This window comes from Balneolaceae bacterium, from assembly GCA_034521445.1.
In the GTDB taxonomy this organism is placed as follows: Bacteria; Bacteroidota; Rhodothermia; order Balneolales; family Balneolaceae; genus JAXHMM01.
Genome location: JAXHMM010000003.1, coordinates 335,760 through 351,977, shown reverse-complemented (window position 1 = coordinate 351,977; position 16,218 = coordinate 335,760). Strand labels below are relative to the sequence as shown.

The following is a 16,218-nucleotide window of genomic DNA, read 5'->3' as shown; positions in this document are numbered from 1 at the left end:
TTTTACCTGAAGCGGGCCTTCACAGGTTCCGCTTTTTTTATTTTATTGACTTCGTGTTTCGCTCGATTTAATCAACGGACCAGCTATCGGATCACGTTTTGCAGCATATGGAGTGCACGTGCTCACCGCATCGGGCGCAGCACTGGGACTATGGGCCGTCATCCTGACCCTGGACGGCTATTTCCAGGAGGCGCTCTGGGTTCTCGCCGCGGCGGTGTTCATCGACTCCGTGGATGGCACGATGGCCCGGCGGATAAACGTATCCCGTCACGCCCCCCTTATCCGCGGCGATCTGCTGGAGAACATTGTCGATTTCGTGACATGGACCCTAGCGCCACTTTTCTGGGCCTATGCCGTGGTGCAGGTTCCCGCCTGGGTGGTACTGGGCTGCACGCTGACCAGCGCCCTGCAGTTCTCCCATGCCGATGCCAAATCGGAGGACCATTTCTTCACTGGATTTCCCTCCTATTGGAACATCGTGGTACTCTATCTCTACCTGCTTGAACTGCCCCCAGAGATCTGCGCGGGGGTACTGCTGATATTCGCTGTAGTCACCCTCCTTCCGGTGCGTTTCGTCTATCCCACCCGCACGCCCCATCTGCAGACCCTCACACTGGCCCTGGGGGGTATCTACTTTGCCCAGCTTCTGGCCCTGGTGATCCTGCTCGACAGCGCGCCCGTATGGCTGGTTTACAGCTCGTTTCTGTTTCCCTTTTACTACTTCGGCCTCTCCCTGTATCTGAACGCGAGAGGGGAGTGAAACAATGGCCTGCAAGCTGCGTACCATTACCATCAAACTGTATCATCCGAACCCTTACGGACCATTCCCATGGGAGCAAGACTGAAAAAATCAACAACTGACCGAATGATCGCCGGGGTCTGCGGCGGCATCGCCGAGTACCTGGGATGGGATCCTACCATCGTACGGATCATCTTTGTGATCTTCACCTTCCTGGGCTGGGGAAGCCCGGTATTGCTCTATTTCATCCTCGCCCTGGTCATGCCCGACTAAGACCCCCTCCCCCATTCTGTATTCTATCGGGAATCTGATATATTCCACTTCAAGACTGAACCTATGGGACCCGGTCCATGAAAGTAGGAATTATCGGCCCCGCCGAGCGAGCCGCCGCCTGGGAAGAGCATCTTCGACACCACAAGTCGGTCGGCGAAGTGGTAATCACCCCCCTCCTAAAAAATGCAGGCGAGGTGGACGCCTGCCTGCTGCTGGACGAGAGCGAGTCGCAGATGGAGCGCCTCCTGGAAGCCATCAAGATAGGCTACCACACCTTTCTCATCTCCAGGCTGCCCACCGACACGGCAGCCGTTGAAAAGGTTTACCACGCAGCCGAGGAGGCCAACGTACTGCTCCAGTTCTCCCACTGGCCCAGCATAGCGCCCGCTTCGCAGTGGATGATGCAATCCATCGAAAGTCCCAAGTTCATCCAGGTGATCAGGGAAATGGGCCACACGCAGTTCATGGAAACGGAGACCGATCCGGAGTTTTTATGGATTGACGAGCTGGCCTTCTGCCTCAAATGGATTCGGGGAACGGTACACCACCTAGACATCAACGAGGTTAACCTGGGCGGGGAGGCCCAGCACGCCGTACAGTTGTCGCTTCGTTTCGACAGCGGGGCCACCTCCAACATCTTCATCACCACCTGCTCCTCCCTTCCGCGCCACACCCGTTTTGCTTCCGACTTTACCTGCCTGGCAGAATGCGATGTGGACAACCAGTCGGTGCGCCTGGGCAAGGAGAACGAGGGAGGCCACCTCTTCTTCGACAAGCGCTCCTTCGACGCCACCCGTGCGGCCGAACTCTCCGTATCTCACTTCCTTAAAGCCATCCAGCTTCGCCGCCCCACCATCTACAACGGCTACGACCTGATGAAGCTCGCCAAACTGGTCGACCGCATACGCAAGCGCCTGCGCTGACCCCTCTGCGCGCACAATTTCTTAACAATTTCTTAACATGGGATGTGAATAACGGGTCCCGCAAAGGTCTTGTCAGGCATATCCTAAATAACTGAATTTCTTGAACCTGAGATCTTAGATGTTAAGAAATTGTTAACAAATACAATATTAACGCCGTAACATGCATTAGTAGAAGACCAGGAAGGGGCGCCCCCCGGTCAATAACTCGCAAAATTAGAATAACAGGCCCCCATACTGCCGGAAGCAAAACCGCAGTGAGGTATCGACATGAAAGACAATCTATTTGATCCGTACTACAAGCTGGGACTGAATCACTTCGTCTTCAAACAGCTCATGCACCTGAAGCGTCCCTCTTCGCAGGTGCAGGCATTCTACCTGACGCTCATCTTCGTGATCCTGAGTCTGGCCATGCTGATAGGCTAGTCCCATCCCCCTCCGTACGCCCGCATTCTATTCCTGGTCAGGCTTCATCGAACGGAAGAACTCCTTCAGTTTCTCGCGGGGCGCCATCCCGTCAATAAAATTGAACTGGCCCGCCCCGAGGCGTTCGCCCCCGTCGATAACCACGCACTCGCCCGTGATATACTCCGCCATGTCCGACATCAGGAAGGCGGCCAGGTTGGCCAGCTCCTCCGGGTCGCCATACCGCCCGGCCGGGATGCGACTCAGAAATTTGCTTTCAAAATCGGGATCCGGCACCAGCCTTGTCCAGGCCCCTTCGGTGGGAAAAGGCCCCGGGGCGATGGCATTCAGCCGTATGCCGTAGGTGGCCCATTCGTAGGCCAGCGACCGGGTCATGGCCATCACGCCCGCCTTGCCGCAGGCGGAGGGCAGCACAAAAGCCGAACCGGTGCCCTCGGCATAGGTGGTCACGATATTGAGAATATTGCCGGGCCGCTCCTCCTCGATCAAATAATTGCCAAAATGGTGAGTACAGTTGAAGGAACCGTGCAGCACGATGTCCACCACCGCCTTGAATCCGCCCGGTGTGAGGTCTTCCGAGGCGCTCAGGAAATTGCCCGCCGCATTGTTGACCAGCCCATCCATCTGCCCGAATTCCTCCACGATGCCCCGGGTCACCTCTCCTATGCGCTCGTAATCGCGCACGTCGGCCGTGTAGTAACGCACCTGCCCGGGTCCGGCATCGTCAATCTGCTCGGCGGCTTTTTCCAGCTTGGATTCGGTGCGCCCGCAGATGGCGATGTGGGCGCCCAGCGAGGCGAAGGTGTGGGCCATCTGCAGGCCCAGTCCGCTGCCGCCTCCTGTGATAAAGATGACTTTCCCTTTCAGTGTGTTGTCTGTGAACATTGCCCAAGTAGTATAATTATGTAGGTTTCTTGAAAAGCTCGTGGAATACAATTTTTTTACTAAATACATATTTCTCTATTAACACTACCAAGTACTATGAAAAATCTATCCATTCTTTTCCTGGTCCTATGGGAACAGTGTAATCATCTTAGGGATAAAGAACTATGCAATCTCAGCTCAGGACAACACAATTCATTACAGCACAGATTATCAAGTTAATACATTTGAAACACTTAAAAACAAATACCTGAATTATCAATACACTGAACTATCCTTTCGAGCTGTTTTTTTCATTTATACAAAAAATTGTGGCAATTGCTATGCTGAAGTTAATGACTATTTGGAATTGATGGATGACGGAGAAAGTTTTAGAGGAATTGAAATATCCAGTATTGGGATACTACACAACGAAGAGAAATACGTTGCCGACCACCTTGCCAAGATTACAGACCTTCCTTTTGATAAAGTAGTTGGCATATCACCTGACAATGAGTTTATTGATGAATTTTTGACATTCAATTCTGAGCTAGCTTTAAATGAGCTCATTTTATTTAATAAAAATGGAGATTTGATTTTTAGAATCTTCCTCCCCTCTGGGGAAATAACGCAGAGTGGAAGAAAAAAAGCGGGTGCTTTACCTTCGCATTAAACCATAACGAACAAGTAATAAAATCAACACATTCTGAGAAATAAGATTATTAGCTGCCTTATGTTTTTTTGTAGGTAGTGGGGCCTTCTTCGCGGTAAGCGAAGTAAGTGCGACTGTTTTTTGACCCTGAATTGCAAGCATTGCGGGTCTATAGAAGCATGTAATGATGGTGGACAGCCATATGGCATGACCGAATGTACACTGTATCCAGAATATTATGGTACACCCCAAGGGTGTGTAGGATGGGGAACACCATGTGGTTCGGATGCACCAATTGGAAGTGATATCTGCTTGACAATTTTTAAATGGCATCTCCCTCTTATTGAAATAAGAGGGAGATGCCAATAACAATTGCTATGAATGCACTATTAAAATATCTACATTATTTCTTATTACGGTCATTAGTTTACCGACAGTCTCAAGTGCTCAAGACTTTCAATTGTTCGATTATGGAACAATTCGGAAAATCAAAGTGATTCAGTTGAATATTTGTTGGGGGGACCTAAAGCTATTGCTACAGATAGTAGATTACGTATATATATTTCTGACGGGAGCCAAAATTCGATTAAAGTCTTCTCTCAAAACGGTGATTATATCACATCAATCGGGCGTAGGGGCCGAGGTCCAGGGTTCTTGATGTAACACACTTAACCATAGATCATAATGACAACATTTTTGTCCTAGATCGGCTTAGTTACAGAGTAACCAGATATAATCAAAACCTGGATGAGATCAGGACATACAGTCTTCCTGCGAAATCAAAGTTTAGAACAGGAGAATCTACATTACCACTATCAATTCATGCGTCAACCAATGGCCTTTTTGCAATACTAGTGACAAGTATTACGACAATAATCAAATTAAGCTCCTCAGTATAGTTGATACGACTTTCAGTAATATTCTTGGTGGATATATCAATCCTATCAAGACAATCATGCACCCCGATGTTACCATGTCGGCCAACTTAACACTAGCTTCATCACCTTCTTACTGGTCAACAAAGTATGGGAACAATAATTATCGCTGTTGTACACGAAGTTTCACAGGAAAAATTGCATCTGTAAATATTTCTTCAACAAATGACTCTACTTTTACCATTGGAAGATGGCTTCATGAGCCGATTCGATTCCTGAATCCAAATCAAAATATCTCAGCTAGTGATAATGCCGTTCCAGGTTTGGTAGCTATTAATGGTTCGCGGGTAAGTATGTATAAAATGTATACAGTAGTGTAGGACTTATTGGCAACGAAACATACTTACTTCATTTCTATAGAAGAGTAAATAACAGGGCATTTGAAACCTATCTGGACATTTTTTCAACTAATGGAGATTTGCTATCGACATTATCTCTCGATGATTTGGATATACTATTTTATAATGATAATAATCGTATTCGACTAGTTCCCCTACATATTGATGACCAAAATAAAATTTATTTTGCCGACTGCTCTAACGGTCTCCGCGCACCTACAGTGCGAATTATGGCCTTGACCGCAAATTAAAATAGCTTTTTGGTCCAAAATGTTAAGCAGGAAGAGAGATTAATTAAAAACGTTCAGAATACATGTAGGATATAGATTAAAATCCTTCAAGGTTTTCGAAGATGCCGGCGGCGCCCATGCCTCCTCCCACGCACATGGTCACCATGCCCAGCTCCGATCCGCGGCGTTTCATCTCGTAGAGAATCTGCGTGGTAAGCTTGGCGCCTGTGCATCCGAGAGGGTGTCCCATCGCAATGGCACCGCCGTTGACGTTGACGATATCCTCGTCCATGCCCAGCTCGCGAATCACGGCCAGCGACTGCGAGGCGAAGGCCTCGTTGAGTTCGACCAGGTCGATGTCGCCCAGCTCCATGCCGGCCTGTTTCAATACCTTCGGAACAGCCTCCACCGGACCGATACCCATGATCTCGGGGGGCACGCCCGCCACGGCAAATCCCCGGTAGCGGGCCATGGGCTGCAGTTCCAGCTCCTCGGCCTTTTCACGGCTCATCACCACCACGGCCGCAGCGGCGTCGTTCATCTGGGAGGTGTTGCCCGCGGTTACGGTCCCACCCTGCTTGAAGGCCGGGCTCAGTTTGGCCAGGATCTCGGGAGAGGTATCGCGGCGCGGCCCCTCGTCGGTATCAAAGGTATAGCTGTGCTCCTCTGTCTCGCCGCCCGCGGTGACGCCTTTTTCGCTTACCTTCACCGGTACGATCTGTTCCTCAAAACGGCCCTCGTCCCACGCTTCGATGGCACGACGGTGACTGCGGTAGGCGAAAGCGTCCTGGTCCTCCCTGCCCACCCCGTACTTCTCAGCCACATTTTCGGCCGTAAGACCCATGCTGATGTAGATCTCCGGGTAGTTTTCCACCAGATCGGGATCAGGCTCCACCACATGTCCCCCCATGGGCACCTTCGACATGGATTCCACCCCGCCGGCGATGATTACATGGGCGGCGCCGGCCTGAATGCGCTCGGCGGCCTGGGCGATGGTTTGCAGCCCTGATGAGCAGAAGCGGTTTACGGTAGCAGCCGGCACAGAGGGCGGAAGTCCCCCAAACAAGGCACACTGCCGGGCCATGTTGAGTCCCTGGGAGGCTTCCGGGAAGGCGCAACCCAGGAGCACATCGTCCACATCCTCGGGCTGGAGGGAAGGCACCCGCTGCAGCAGGGACTTTATTACCAATGCCCCGAGCCTGTCGGGGTGCACAAAACGCAGCGATCCCTTGTTGGCTTTTCCCGTGGGCGTTCGCGCGGCGGCAACAATAACAGCTTCTTTCATGGGAATAAGTCTAAAAGTCTAGAAAGTCAGAAGATCTTAAAGTCTTAGTTTCGAAGGGGCTTGCCCGTTTCCAGCATGTGCTCAATGCGGGCCATGGTACGTTCATCCTCCAGCAGTTCCATGAAGGCCTCCCGCTCCAGGCGGAGCAGGTACTGCTCGGGTACCTCCTGCGGTTCGCTCAGGTCTCCCCCGCTCAGCACCTCTGCAATCTTCTCACCCACCACCCGGTCATAGTCGGTGATCCAACCCCCTTCATGCATCATGTAGAGCATCAGTTTGAGACTTGCCAGTCCCTTGCGCCCCTGCACGGGGATCTTCGGCGGGGCCGGGGGACGGTAACCGCGGTCGGCCAGGCGACGGGCTTCGGCGCGGGCCTGGATCAGCAGAAGGTCGCGGTTCATAACCATCGTATCGGCATCATGCAGGAAGCCCATCTCGCGCGCTTTGGCGGCGCTGTCGGAGACCTTGGCCATGCCCAGGGTTTTGAAAATTTCGCGGATGTAGGGCAGCGGGTCGGTCTGCTCGTCCTCAAGAACCCGCTCCATGGTGCGGCGCAGCATCTCCTTGGTGCCGCCCCCGGCGGGAAGCAGTCCCACGCCCGCCTCCACCATGCCCGCGTAGAGCTCGTGGTGGGCCACGATGCGGTCGGCATGAAGGATAAACTCCACACCCCCGCCCAGGGTGCGACCGAAGGGCGCCGCCACCACCGGAAAGGGTTGGTAACGCAGTCCCACAGCGGTCTCCTGGAAGCGCCGGGCCGCCTCGCGGACGCGCTCCTTCTCGCCCGACTTCCAGGCCTGTGCAGCCTCCATCAGGTTGGCCCCGTAGGTGAAGTTGTCACCGTCGTGTCCAATGACCAGCCCGTCAAAAGCTTCCCGCACCGTATCGCAGGCCTTCTGCAGGGCCTGAATCAATCCAAATCCAAGCGTCTGCTTGCGCGTGCGGAACTCGAAGAGGGCGATGCCCTCACCCATGTCATAGAGTGCGGCGTGCTCGTCCTCCCACACCGCGCGGCCTTCCCGTCGAAGGTCGGCCACGCGCAGGGAGCCTTCGGCAGGCGGCTGCAACGGTTCTGCCTCCCCGATGGCCAGGTTCCAGACGGTGCCCTCCTTGCGGTCGTAGAAGGTCTCGCGTCCGATGTCGAGCATGCGGGTGATGCTATCGGGCACCTCGCGTCCATCCTTTTCCATGCGTTCGGCGGCCTCGCGAACCCCGATGGCGTCCCACCTTTCGAAGGGACCCAGCTCCCAGTTGAAGCCCCACTTCATGGCGCGGTCGATGTCGGCGGGCGAATCGGCGATCTCCGGCATGCGCCGCGCGGCGTAGAGCATCTGGTCCGCCTGGGTCTCCCAGAGGAAATCCCCCACCCTGCCCTCTTCGCTTACCAGCAGGCGCAGGCGCTCGGCCGCCGAGGAGGCCTTCTTGCGGGCCTGGTCGGCTTCCTTAAATTGCGGATCGGTCTGAGATTCGTAGTCCAGCGTGTCCGGATCGACGACCCGGTACTCCTTGCCGCCGTCGGTGCGTACTTTTTTGTAGAAGCCCTTGCCGGCCTTGTTGCCCATATGGCCCTCTTCAACCATGCGCCCGAAGGCTTCGGGAAGCTTGAAGACCTCCCGTCGTTCGTCGTCCGGTACGGCCGGGTAGAGGTTCTCGCAGACGTGGCTTATCACGTCCAGTCCAGACATGTCGGCCGTGCGGAAAATAGCCGCCTTGGAATAGCCGGTGAGGGTGCCCAGAAGATAGTCGATCTCCTCGGCGCGGAAGTCCCCGTCAAAGAACCGGGGCATCACGCTGGCCATGGAGAAGATGCCGATGCGGTTGGCGATAAAATTGGGCGTATCGCGGCACACCACCACGCCTTTCCCCAGGGTGCGTTCGCAGAAGCGCTTCATGCGCGCCGTCACCTCCGGGTCGGTCTGCCCGGTGGGGATGAGCTCCAGGAGCTTCATGTAACGCGGCGGATTGAAAAAATGGGTGCCCAGAAAGTGCGCCTGCAGCTCGTCGGAGCATTCGGAGCCGATCTCCGCAATGGGCAGCCCGGAGGTGTTGGAACTGACGATGCTGCCGGGACGCCGGTGCTTCTGGATGCGCGCCATCATCTGCCGCTTCACATCCATCTTCTCGATGATGGCCTCGCAGATCCAGTCGGCCTCCGCCAGGGCCCCGTCAAGATGATCCTCGAAATTGCCCGGGGTAATGCGGCTTGCAAGCTCCGGCAGCGCCAGCGGAGCCGGGCTGCTTTCGGTGAGTTTTTCGATGTTCTCCTCGGCGCGGCGGCTGGGCCGGTCGCCCTCCTCCTTCAGGTCCAATAAGGTGACCTGCAGGCCTGCGTTGACGCAGTGGGCGGCAATCTGGCTGCCCATGGTTCCCGATCCGAGTACTACGACCTTCTGAATGGAATTGCTCTTGTCTGGCATGCAGCGCGTGTTTTTTTTATTCCTCCTCTTGCTCGTCTTTGTATATGGAATCGATCTCGGTGGCATAACGTTCGTTGATGACGGGCCGCTTCACCTTGAGGGTGGGCGTAAGCTCCCCGTCCTCGATGGTGAGCGGCTCCTCCAGCAGTACGAATTTCTTGACGGTTTCCCAGGGACTGAGCTCGCGGTTCACCTTGTCCACCTCCTGCTGAATGAGTTCGCGCACCTTGGGGTCCTTCGAGCGCGGCTGCTGCAGCTCGTGTCCCCTTTGCCCGAGGCGCCGCGCCACGTTCTCGTAATTCGGTACGATAAGGGCCGAGCAGAACTTACGCTGATAGCCGATGACCACCGACTGATCGATAAAGCCGCTGTTCACCAGCTTGTTCTCCACGGTCTGCGGGGCGATGAACTTGCCGGTGGAGAGCTTGAAAACCGACTTCTTGCGGTCGGTGATATAGAGGTATCCGTCCTCCAGCTTGCCCACGTCGCCGGTCATCAGCCAGCCGTCGTCGGTGACCGTCTCCTCGGTGCGTTCAGGATTGCGGAAATAACCCTGCATGATATTGGGTCCGCGCGCCAGGATCTCCCCGTCGTCGGCGATCTTCACCTCCACGTTGGAGAGGGGCGTGCCGGAGCTTCCGATGCGCATGTGGTCCACGTCGGTCACCGAAATCACCGGCGACGACTCCGTCAGTCCATAGCCCTGCCCGCAATAAAGTCCCAGCGCATTGATAAAGCTGAAGATACTGGGCGAGAGGGCGGCGCCCCCGCTGATGAAGCCCAGCATGTTCTCGCCGAACATCTCGCGGATCTGAGAGTAGACCAGCTTGTCGGCCAGCTTATGCTTGAGTCCGTCCAGTCCGCTGGGCGGATTTTCGGGATCGTAGTTCTCCGCGCGGTTCAGCGCCCAGTAGTAGAGCTGCTTCTTGATCCCGCTGAACTCCTGTCCCTTCACCTTGACGCCGGTGTGGATCTTCTCCAGCAGCCGCGGCACGGTGGCCACAAACTTGGGCTGTACGTGGGCCAGGTCGTCGCGAATCTCGTTCACATCCTCAATGTAATAAACCGGGTAGCCCATGTAGAGGTACATATAGGAGATAAGCCGCTCGAAGACGTGGGAGAGCGGCAGGTAGGAGAGCATGCGCTCATGGGGTTTGGGGTTGGCCTCGAAGGGGATGCGCTCCATGGAAGCCTGCAGGTTGGAGGCGATGTTGTTGTGGGAGAGCATCACGCCTTTGGGGTCGCCCGTCGTGCCCGAGGTGTAGATGAGGGTGGCCAGGTCGTCGGGCTTGATGCGGGCAATCATCTCGTCATAGAGTTCCGGCTCTTCGCGGTCGCGCCGCTTCCCTCGCTCGAGCACCGACTCGAAGGTGAGCAGTTTCTGGTGGGAGGATTCCTGGATGGAGATGACCGCCTCCACCGTCCCTATACTCTTCATGAGGGGCTTGGTATCCGCAAAGAGCTCGTCGTTGGAGACGATATGCACCTTGGCCTCGGCATTTTCCAGGATGTACTTGATCTGGTCGCCCGGCTGTGTGGTGTAGATAGGTACGTTGGCAGCTCCCAGGGCGAGGATGGCCTGGTCACATATGAGCCATTCGGCCGAGTTCTCCGCATGCAGGCTGACACGGTCACCCTGCCCCACGCCCAGCTCGTGGAGCCCCAGGGCCAGGTGGCGCACCTTGCGCCGAAATTCCTCCGGGGAGGTCTCCACCCACTCCCCGTTTCGCTTGGTGGCTACCAGCACGCCGGCCACATTGTTTTCGATGCCTCCGGCAATCAGATCAGTAAGAGTCGTCGGTTCATATCCCATGGCAATGAAGGTTATTTGCAGGTAATGGCGCCTCTGCTACTAATTTAAACGAATGTTAAACTTATCAAAGTCTTATAAGTCGTAAAGTCTAATAAGTCATAAAGTCTTGAAGTTGGAGGTCGTTGCATATATGGCGTGACTTGCTGACTTTGAAACTTATCAGACTTTGTGACTTTATAGACTTATTAGACTTTATAGACTTGAAGAGACTTTGTAGACGTAATGGATATTTATATCGATGAAGAAGTTCGCGAGCAGGTGAAGCTGCTGCTGGCGCGTACCGGCGACACCATGGGGGAGGCCATCGGCATCCGGTTCACCTCCTTCGCCAAAGACGAAGTCCGCGCCGTCATGCCCGTGGACGGGCGCACCGTTCAACCCTTCGGCCTGCTGCACGGCGGTGCCTCCGTAGCACTGGCGGAAACTCTCGCCTCCGTAGGCGCCTGGCTGCAGGTTGACCCGGAGACCCAGTCGGCCGTGGGCGTGGAGATCAACGCCAACCACCTTCGTCCGGCCCGCAGTGGGCAGCAGGTGGAGGGCACGGCCCGTCCCCTGCATATTGGACGCCAGACCCAGGTCTGGGAAATCAAGATCCGTGACGGGGAGGACCGGCTGGTCTGCGTCGCGCGCTGCACCCTGGCGGTGGTAAAACGGCGCGAGGAATAACCGCAAGGCCTGCAGCAAATGCCGGGCGTTGAGGATACGCATACGGCTAGGCGCTGAGCTGGCGGAGCAGCTTGCGCTTGACCACCGGAAAGATGGTCTCCCGAAATGGAAACTGCAGGTCGGTCTGGAATTCGTAGGTGGCCGGGTTGGGCAGCTCGCGCCGCTCGCGGATCAGTTCCAGCTTGATGGAATTGGGCGAATGCAGCACGCGGTCCTGCTCCACCTCCTTCAGGAAACGGGTTTTTAGGGAGCGGTAGCGATCCATCGCGCTGTGGAAAATGGAGATTTCGTACTGGAAGAGCACCAGCCTGGCCTCCTCGTTATCGGGCACGAAAAAATAGCCCTCGTCGCGATAGCTGGGCACGATCCCCACCTCGCTGATGCGGATCTCCTCGTCCACGTACTCGTAAATGGTCTTGCCCTCTTCGATGCGTGCCTTGATCAGGGGCAGTGCCCACGCGATCAGCTCCTCCACCTTGGCGATGTCCGAGCCGTCCACGAAAACAATCTCATGTTCGATCTCGCGGTTCACGAAGTCGATCTTCTTGATGCGCTTGGGGAACTTGCTGCGCAGGTCGGCCAGGCGCGTGCGGATGTCCTCGAGCGTGCCATGAAGCTCCGCCAGGTGGGCCAGATGCGGATAGATACGATTGCGCCGGTAGTCTTCGGCGATCTCCTTGAGGGCGGCCAGTACGCGATACTGCCGCTTTTCGAAATCGGACCGGACCTGCGTGAAGAGGTCCAGGCTGAGTGCAGGGGTGCCGTTCATGCCTCTCCTCCGTATGTGCTCGTGGGGCTTTCTTTCCTGTAGCTTAGTTAAAAACGTACAAGGGCGCAAGAGCGTATGCGAAGAATGACCTTACCGGGGATGGCGCCGCCCGGCGGGTCCAGGTCCGGTTCAACGGCGGCGCAATGCCTATTCTTCCCGGAACTGCACCTCTTTCCACGCCTCAAAATGGTGGGTGACCTTGCGCCGCTGGTACTTTCCGGTGGAGGTGACCGGGATCTGCTCGCCGAATACCACCGCCTTGGGGGTCTTGGCAAAAGGCAGCCGCTCCCGGCAGAAGGCGATGACCTCCTCTTCGGTGATATCGGAATCCTCCTCCCTCTTCACGTAGGCGCCCACCTCCTCCCCGTACCACTCGTTCTCGAAGCCCACGGCAATACCCGAATCCACCCCGGGCACGCGGTTGATCACCTCGTCGATCTCCAGGGGCGCCAGGTTCACCCCGCCCCGGATGATAAGCTCCTTCAGGCGGCCCGTGATGAAAAAATAGGGGCGGCCCTGATCGTCGCGGACATAGAAGCCCTCGTCCCCGCTGCGGAACCAGCCGTGCCGGAAGGTCTCCTCGTTGGCTTCGCGGTTGTTGTAGTAGCCCATCATGACATTCACCCCGCGGATCACAATCTCCCCGCGCTCCTCCTCGCCCAGGGCGTTGCCCTCCTCGTCGTGGATGGCCATTTCGTTGGCCGGTACGGGCACCCCGATGCTGGGGTAGCCGTAGTCGCGCATCCAGCGCGCGTGCTCCTCCTCCGGCAGCCCGGCCGGCACGAAACAGGAATAGCAGGTGGTCTCCGAGAGGCCGTAGCCGTGGATGATGGGCAGGTCCAGCCTCTCCTCGAAGGTGCGGGCCACCTTGACGGTGAGGGGACCCGCTCCGCAGATGACGTGGCGGAAATCGGGACATTCGGGGCGTTCGTGTTCCTCATACCAGCTGTTGAGATACTGCAGCAGGGTAGGCACCATGCTGGCAACGTGCACCCCCTCCTCTTCTGCGATGGGGAAAAACCGGCTCACACGGAAGCGCTGGTTGAGCACGGTGGAGCCGCCCGCGTAGAAAGGGGTGATCATGGTCACCACCGTGCCGTTCACATGATGGATGGGCAGCACGCACATCATACGCGCCCCTTCGTCGATGCCGTGCCAGCCGGCGATGGAGCGGGCGTCCTCCAGCAGGTTGCGCTGGCTGAGCACCACGCCCTTGGGCGCTCCCGTGGTGCCGGAGGTAAAGACGATGAGGGCCTCCGACTCGCCGAGCTCGCCGGCCGGCCGCAGCTCCGCACCCTCCCCTTCGGACCGCGTGAAGTTCTCCACGGTGTCCTCGCAGATTACCGTCTCGATGTGCTTGAGTCCATCGTAGTTTTGCAGAATGGCCGCGAGCCGGTCGCGGTAGTCGATGCGGATGAAGGCCAGCTCCACCTTGCCGTTGCGCAGGATGTAGGCGATGCGATCGTTGTCTTCACCCAGATTCACCGGCACCACCACCAGGCCCAAAAGCCATGCGGCGAAATAATGTACCACAGTATGCCAGTGATTGTGGGAGACCGTGGCGATGCGGTCGCCCTTTTCCAGTCCCCTCCCCTGCAGGAAGCGGGCGGTGTCAAAGACCAGCCCGCAGAAATCGGCGTAGCTGAGTTCGGTGCGGTTGTCCTCCTCGTCGATATAGACCAGGTAGGGATCGCCGGAGTCGCGCCGGGCCTGCAGCAGACCGGGGATGTCGTCGAAAGGCAGCGGGGACAGCTCCTCGTCCAGGCTGCGGGCGTGGGCGATTTTCTCCTTCAGCTCATGCAGCTCCATAAAATGTCTTGATTTGAAAGGTTCGGTGCTGAAAACCATGTTACTTTTTCACTGTTGAAAAGGCAAACGGGGCGAATGGCAGGGCAGGCAGGCGTGTTTTGACAGACAGCCATGAAGAACATCCTTGCCCCCATACTGGCCGCCCTCCTGCTGCTCATGGCCGGGCAGGCCGCGCCCGTATGTGCACAGCAAGCCGCGGCCGACTCCACCGTTATCGATACAGCGGTGGCCGGACAGGACACGGTGAGGTGGACCAAACCGCGCTTTTCAGCGCGCAGCGACGAGCGCCTGCAGCTGGTGCGCACCGGCATCGAAGGAGAGGGCATTAGCGATCCCACGGTGCTGGAGGCCATGCGCCAGGTGCCGCGGCATCTTTTCATGGCCGAGGGACAGCGTCCCCTGGCCTACCGCAACACCGCCCTGCCCATCGAAGAAGGCCAGACCATCTCCCAGCCCTACATTGTGGCGTATATGACCCAGCTTCTGGAGCTGCAGGCATCCGACAAGGTGCTGGAAATCGGCACCGGAAGCGGCTACCAGGCCGCGGTGCTCTCGGAGATTACGCCCTTTGTCTACAGCATTGAAATTGTGGAAGAGCTGGGGAGGCAGGCGCGCGAGCGCTTCGACCGGCTGGGCTATACCACCATCGAGACGCGCATCGGCGACGGCTACGCCGGCTGGGAGGAGCACGCGCCCTTCGACAAGATCATCATCACCGCCGCGGCGCCCGAGATCCCGCAACCCCTGCTGGAGCAATTGAGCCCGGGCGGCATCCTGGTGATGCCTATGGGCAGGGAGGGCGGCATACAGATGCTGATCAAGGTGTCCAAGTCCGAAGAGGGTGAAATACACGAGAAAAGCGTCATCCCCGTACGCTTCGTGCCCATGACCGGAAAGGTGCGCGGCGACGGCAACGGATAATGGCTCCTACTCCTCCTGCCAGCTGTAGGGATAGCTGTCGTCGTCCAGCTTTTTGGCCTCGTCGGTAAGATAGAGCGGCTTGAAGGTGTCGATCATCACAGCGTACTCGTCGGTGGCCTCCTTGCCGATGCTGCCCTCGTACTTGCCCGGGTGCGGCCCGTGGGGAATGCCGCCCGGGTGGTGGGTGATGCTGGCCTCCTCCACGCCCTTGCGGCTCATGAAATCGCCCTCCACGTAGTAGAGCACCTCGTCGGAGTCCACATTCGAGTGGGCGTAGGGAGCCGGAATACTTTTGGGATGGTAGTCGAACTTGCGCGGGCAGAAGGAGCAGACCACATAGTTGGTGCCCTTGAAAGTCTGGTGCACGGGCGGGGGCTGGTGGACGCGTCCCGTAATGGGCTCAAAGTCCCGGATATTGAAGATCCACGGGTAGAGGTAGCCGTCCCAGCCCACCACGTCGAAGGGGTGGTGCTCGTACCAGTAGGAGGTATAGCGCCCCTGCTTTTTGATGCGCACCTCGAAGTCCCCCTCCTCGTTAATGAACACGGGTCCCTCGGGCCGGCGGATATCACGCTCGCAGAAGGGACTGTTCTCCATGAACTGACCCAGGTCCGACAGGTAGCGGTCGGGAATCTCGATGGGACCGGTGGAGTCCACCGTCAGCATGCGGTTTGTCTCGGTCTCGAAGTGCACCTGGTAGATGGTGCCCCGCGGAATAAAGATATAGTCGCCCCAGCCGAACTCCAGCCGGCCGAACATGGTCTGCACGTGGCCCTCGCCCTCGTGGATGAAGAGCAGCTCGTCGTGCTCTCCGTTCTTGTAGAAGTAGTCCATGGGCTCGGTGGGACGCACCACGCCGATCTGGATGTCGTTGTTGAAGAGCAGCACCTTGCGTCCCATGACGGGGTCGCCCCCCTCTTCCACGTCGGCGGTGCGCAGGTGGTGGTGGCGAAACATCTCCTCCTCCCACTTATTGATCCCGACCTCCCTGCCCTTCTCCACCTTGCTCACGCGGGTGGGCGGGTTGTGGTGGTACATCAGCGAGGAGGAGCCGTGGAAGCCCTCCGCGCCGAAGAGGTGCTCCTGGTAGAGTTCGCCGTCGGGGCGTCGGAATTGCGTGTGGCGCTTGTGCGGGATGTCGCCGAGCTGATGGTAAATCATGGG

General features: G+C 57.1%; 14 protein-coding genes. 7 read left to right on the top strand and 7 right to left on the bottom strand.

Annotated features, from left to right (window positions below; translation table 11 throughout):
* Window positions 1-118 precede the first annotated feature (118 nt).
* The 4 genes from U5K31_02090 (at window position 119) to U5K31_02075 (ending at window position 2,358) form a co-directional block, all read left to right on the top strand.
* Window positions 119-760 carry a CDP-alcohol phosphatidyltransferase family protein gene (locus U5K31_02090; GenBank protein ID MDZ7771518.1) on the top strand — a complete coding sequence of 214 codons (642 nt, stop codon included), beginning with the start codon at window positions 119-121 and terminating at the stop codon, window positions 758-760.
* Window positions 761-829: 69 nt separating this feature from the next.
* Entirely contained in the window at window positions 830-1,012 is a 183-nt protein-coding gene (locus U5K31_02085) for a PspC domain-containing protein (protein MDZ7771517.1), read from the top strand.
* Between the two features lie 77 nt (window positions 1,013-1,089).
* The gene (locus tag U5K31_02080; GenBank protein MDZ7771516.1) at window positions 1,090-1,935 is read left to right on the top strand and encodes a hypothetical protein; all 846 of its coding nucleotides are present in this window, start codon (window positions 1,090-1,092) and stop codon (window positions 1,933-1,935) included.
* Between the two features lie 267 nt (window positions 1,936-2,202).
* A complete protein-coding gene (locus U5K31_02075; protein MDZ7771515.1) occupies window positions 2,203-2,358 on the top strand; it encodes a hypothetical protein in 156 nt (51 codons plus the stop codon).
* 27 nt (window positions 2,359-2,385) lie between these two features.
* On the opposite strand, the gene U5K31_02070 is transcribed toward U5K31_02075, so the two are convergent.
* Window positions 2,386-3,243 (bottom strand): SDR family oxidoreductase, encoded by an 858-nt coding sequence (locus U5K31_02070; protein MDZ7771514.1) that lies wholly within the window; start codon window positions 3,241-3,243, stop codon window positions 2,386-2,388.
* A 349-nt stretch (window positions 3,244-3,592) separates the two neighbouring features.
* Here U5K31_02070 and U5K31_02065 point away from each other — a divergent pair, with 349 nt between their 5' ends.
* Window positions 3,593-3,892: a hypothetical protein gene (locus U5K31_02065; GenBank protein MDZ7771513.1), complete on the top strand. Its 300-nt coding sequence runs from the start codon at window positions 3,593-3,595 to the stop codon at window positions 3,890-3,892.
* Window positions 3,893-5,471: 1,579 nt separating this feature from the next.
* Here the strand turns inward: U5K31_02065 and U5K31_02060 are convergent.
* From U5K31_02060 to U5K31_02050, 3 genes are read right to left on the bottom strand one after another with little or no spacing between them, the layout of a single operon-like run.
* On the bottom strand, window positions 5,472-6,659 hold the full coding sequence (locus U5K31_02060; protein MDZ7771512.1) for an acetyl-CoA C-acyltransferase: 1,188 nt from the start codon (window positions 6,657-6,659) through the stop codon (window positions 5,472-5,474).
* A 44-nt stretch (window positions 6,660-6,703) separates the two neighbouring features.
* Complete coding sequence (locus U5K31_02055; GenBank protein ID MDZ7771511.1) at window positions 6,704-9,076, bottom strand: 3-hydroxyacyl-CoA dehydrogenase/enoyl-CoA hydratase family protein; 2,373 nt, start codon at window positions 9,074-9,076, stop codon at window positions 6,704-6,706.
* Window positions 9,077-9,092: 16 nt separating this feature from the next.
* Window positions 9,093-10,889 carry a long-chain fatty acid--CoA ligase gene (locus U5K31_02050; protein MDZ7771510.1) on the bottom strand — a complete coding sequence of 599 codons (1,797 nt, stop codon included), beginning with the start codon at window positions 10,887-10,889 and terminating at the stop codon, window positions 9,093-9,095.
* A 222-nt stretch (window positions 10,890-11,111) separates the two neighbouring features.
* On the opposite strand from U5K31_02050, the gene U5K31_02045 reads away from it, so the two are divergent.
* Complete coding sequence (locus U5K31_02045) at window positions 11,112-11,555, top strand: hotdog fold thioesterase (protein MDZ7771509.1); 444 nt, start codon at window positions 11,112-11,114, stop codon at window positions 11,553-11,555.
* Window positions 11,556-11,601: 46 nt separating this feature from the next.
* Here U5K31_02045 and U5K31_02040 read toward each other — a convergent pair whose 3' ends face one another.
* The gene (locus U5K31_02040) at window positions 11,602-12,324 is read right to left on the bottom strand and encodes a hypothetical protein (protein ID MDZ7771508.1); all 723 of its coding nucleotides are present in this window, start codon (window positions 12,322-12,324) and stop codon (window positions 11,602-11,604) included.
* A 147-nt stretch (window positions 12,325-12,471) separates the two neighbouring features.
* Window positions 12,472-14,133, bottom strand: a complete 1,662-nt coding sequence (locus U5K31_02035) for a class I adenylate-forming enzyme family protein (protein ID MDZ7771507.1) — start codon at window positions 14,131-14,133, stop codon at window positions 12,472-12,474.
* A 111-nt stretch (window positions 14,134-14,244) separates the two neighbouring features.
* On the opposite strand from U5K31_02035, the gene U5K31_02030 reads away from it, so the two are divergent.
* Window positions 14,245-15,054, top strand: a complete 810-nt coding sequence (locus U5K31_02030; GenBank protein ID MDZ7771506.1) for a protein-L-isoaspartate(D-aspartate) O-methyltransferase — start codon at window positions 14,245-14,247, stop codon at window positions 15,052-15,054.
* Window positions 15,055-15,060: 6 nt separating this feature from the next.
* On the opposite strand, the gene U5K31_02025 is transcribed toward U5K31_02030, so the two are convergent.
* On the bottom strand, window positions 15,061-16,215 hold the full coding sequence (locus U5K31_02025) for a homogentisate 1,2-dioxygenase (protein MDZ7771505.1): 1,155 nt from the start codon (window positions 16,213-16,215) through the stop codon (window positions 15,061-15,063).
* Window positions 16,216-16,218: the final 3 nt, after the last annotated feature.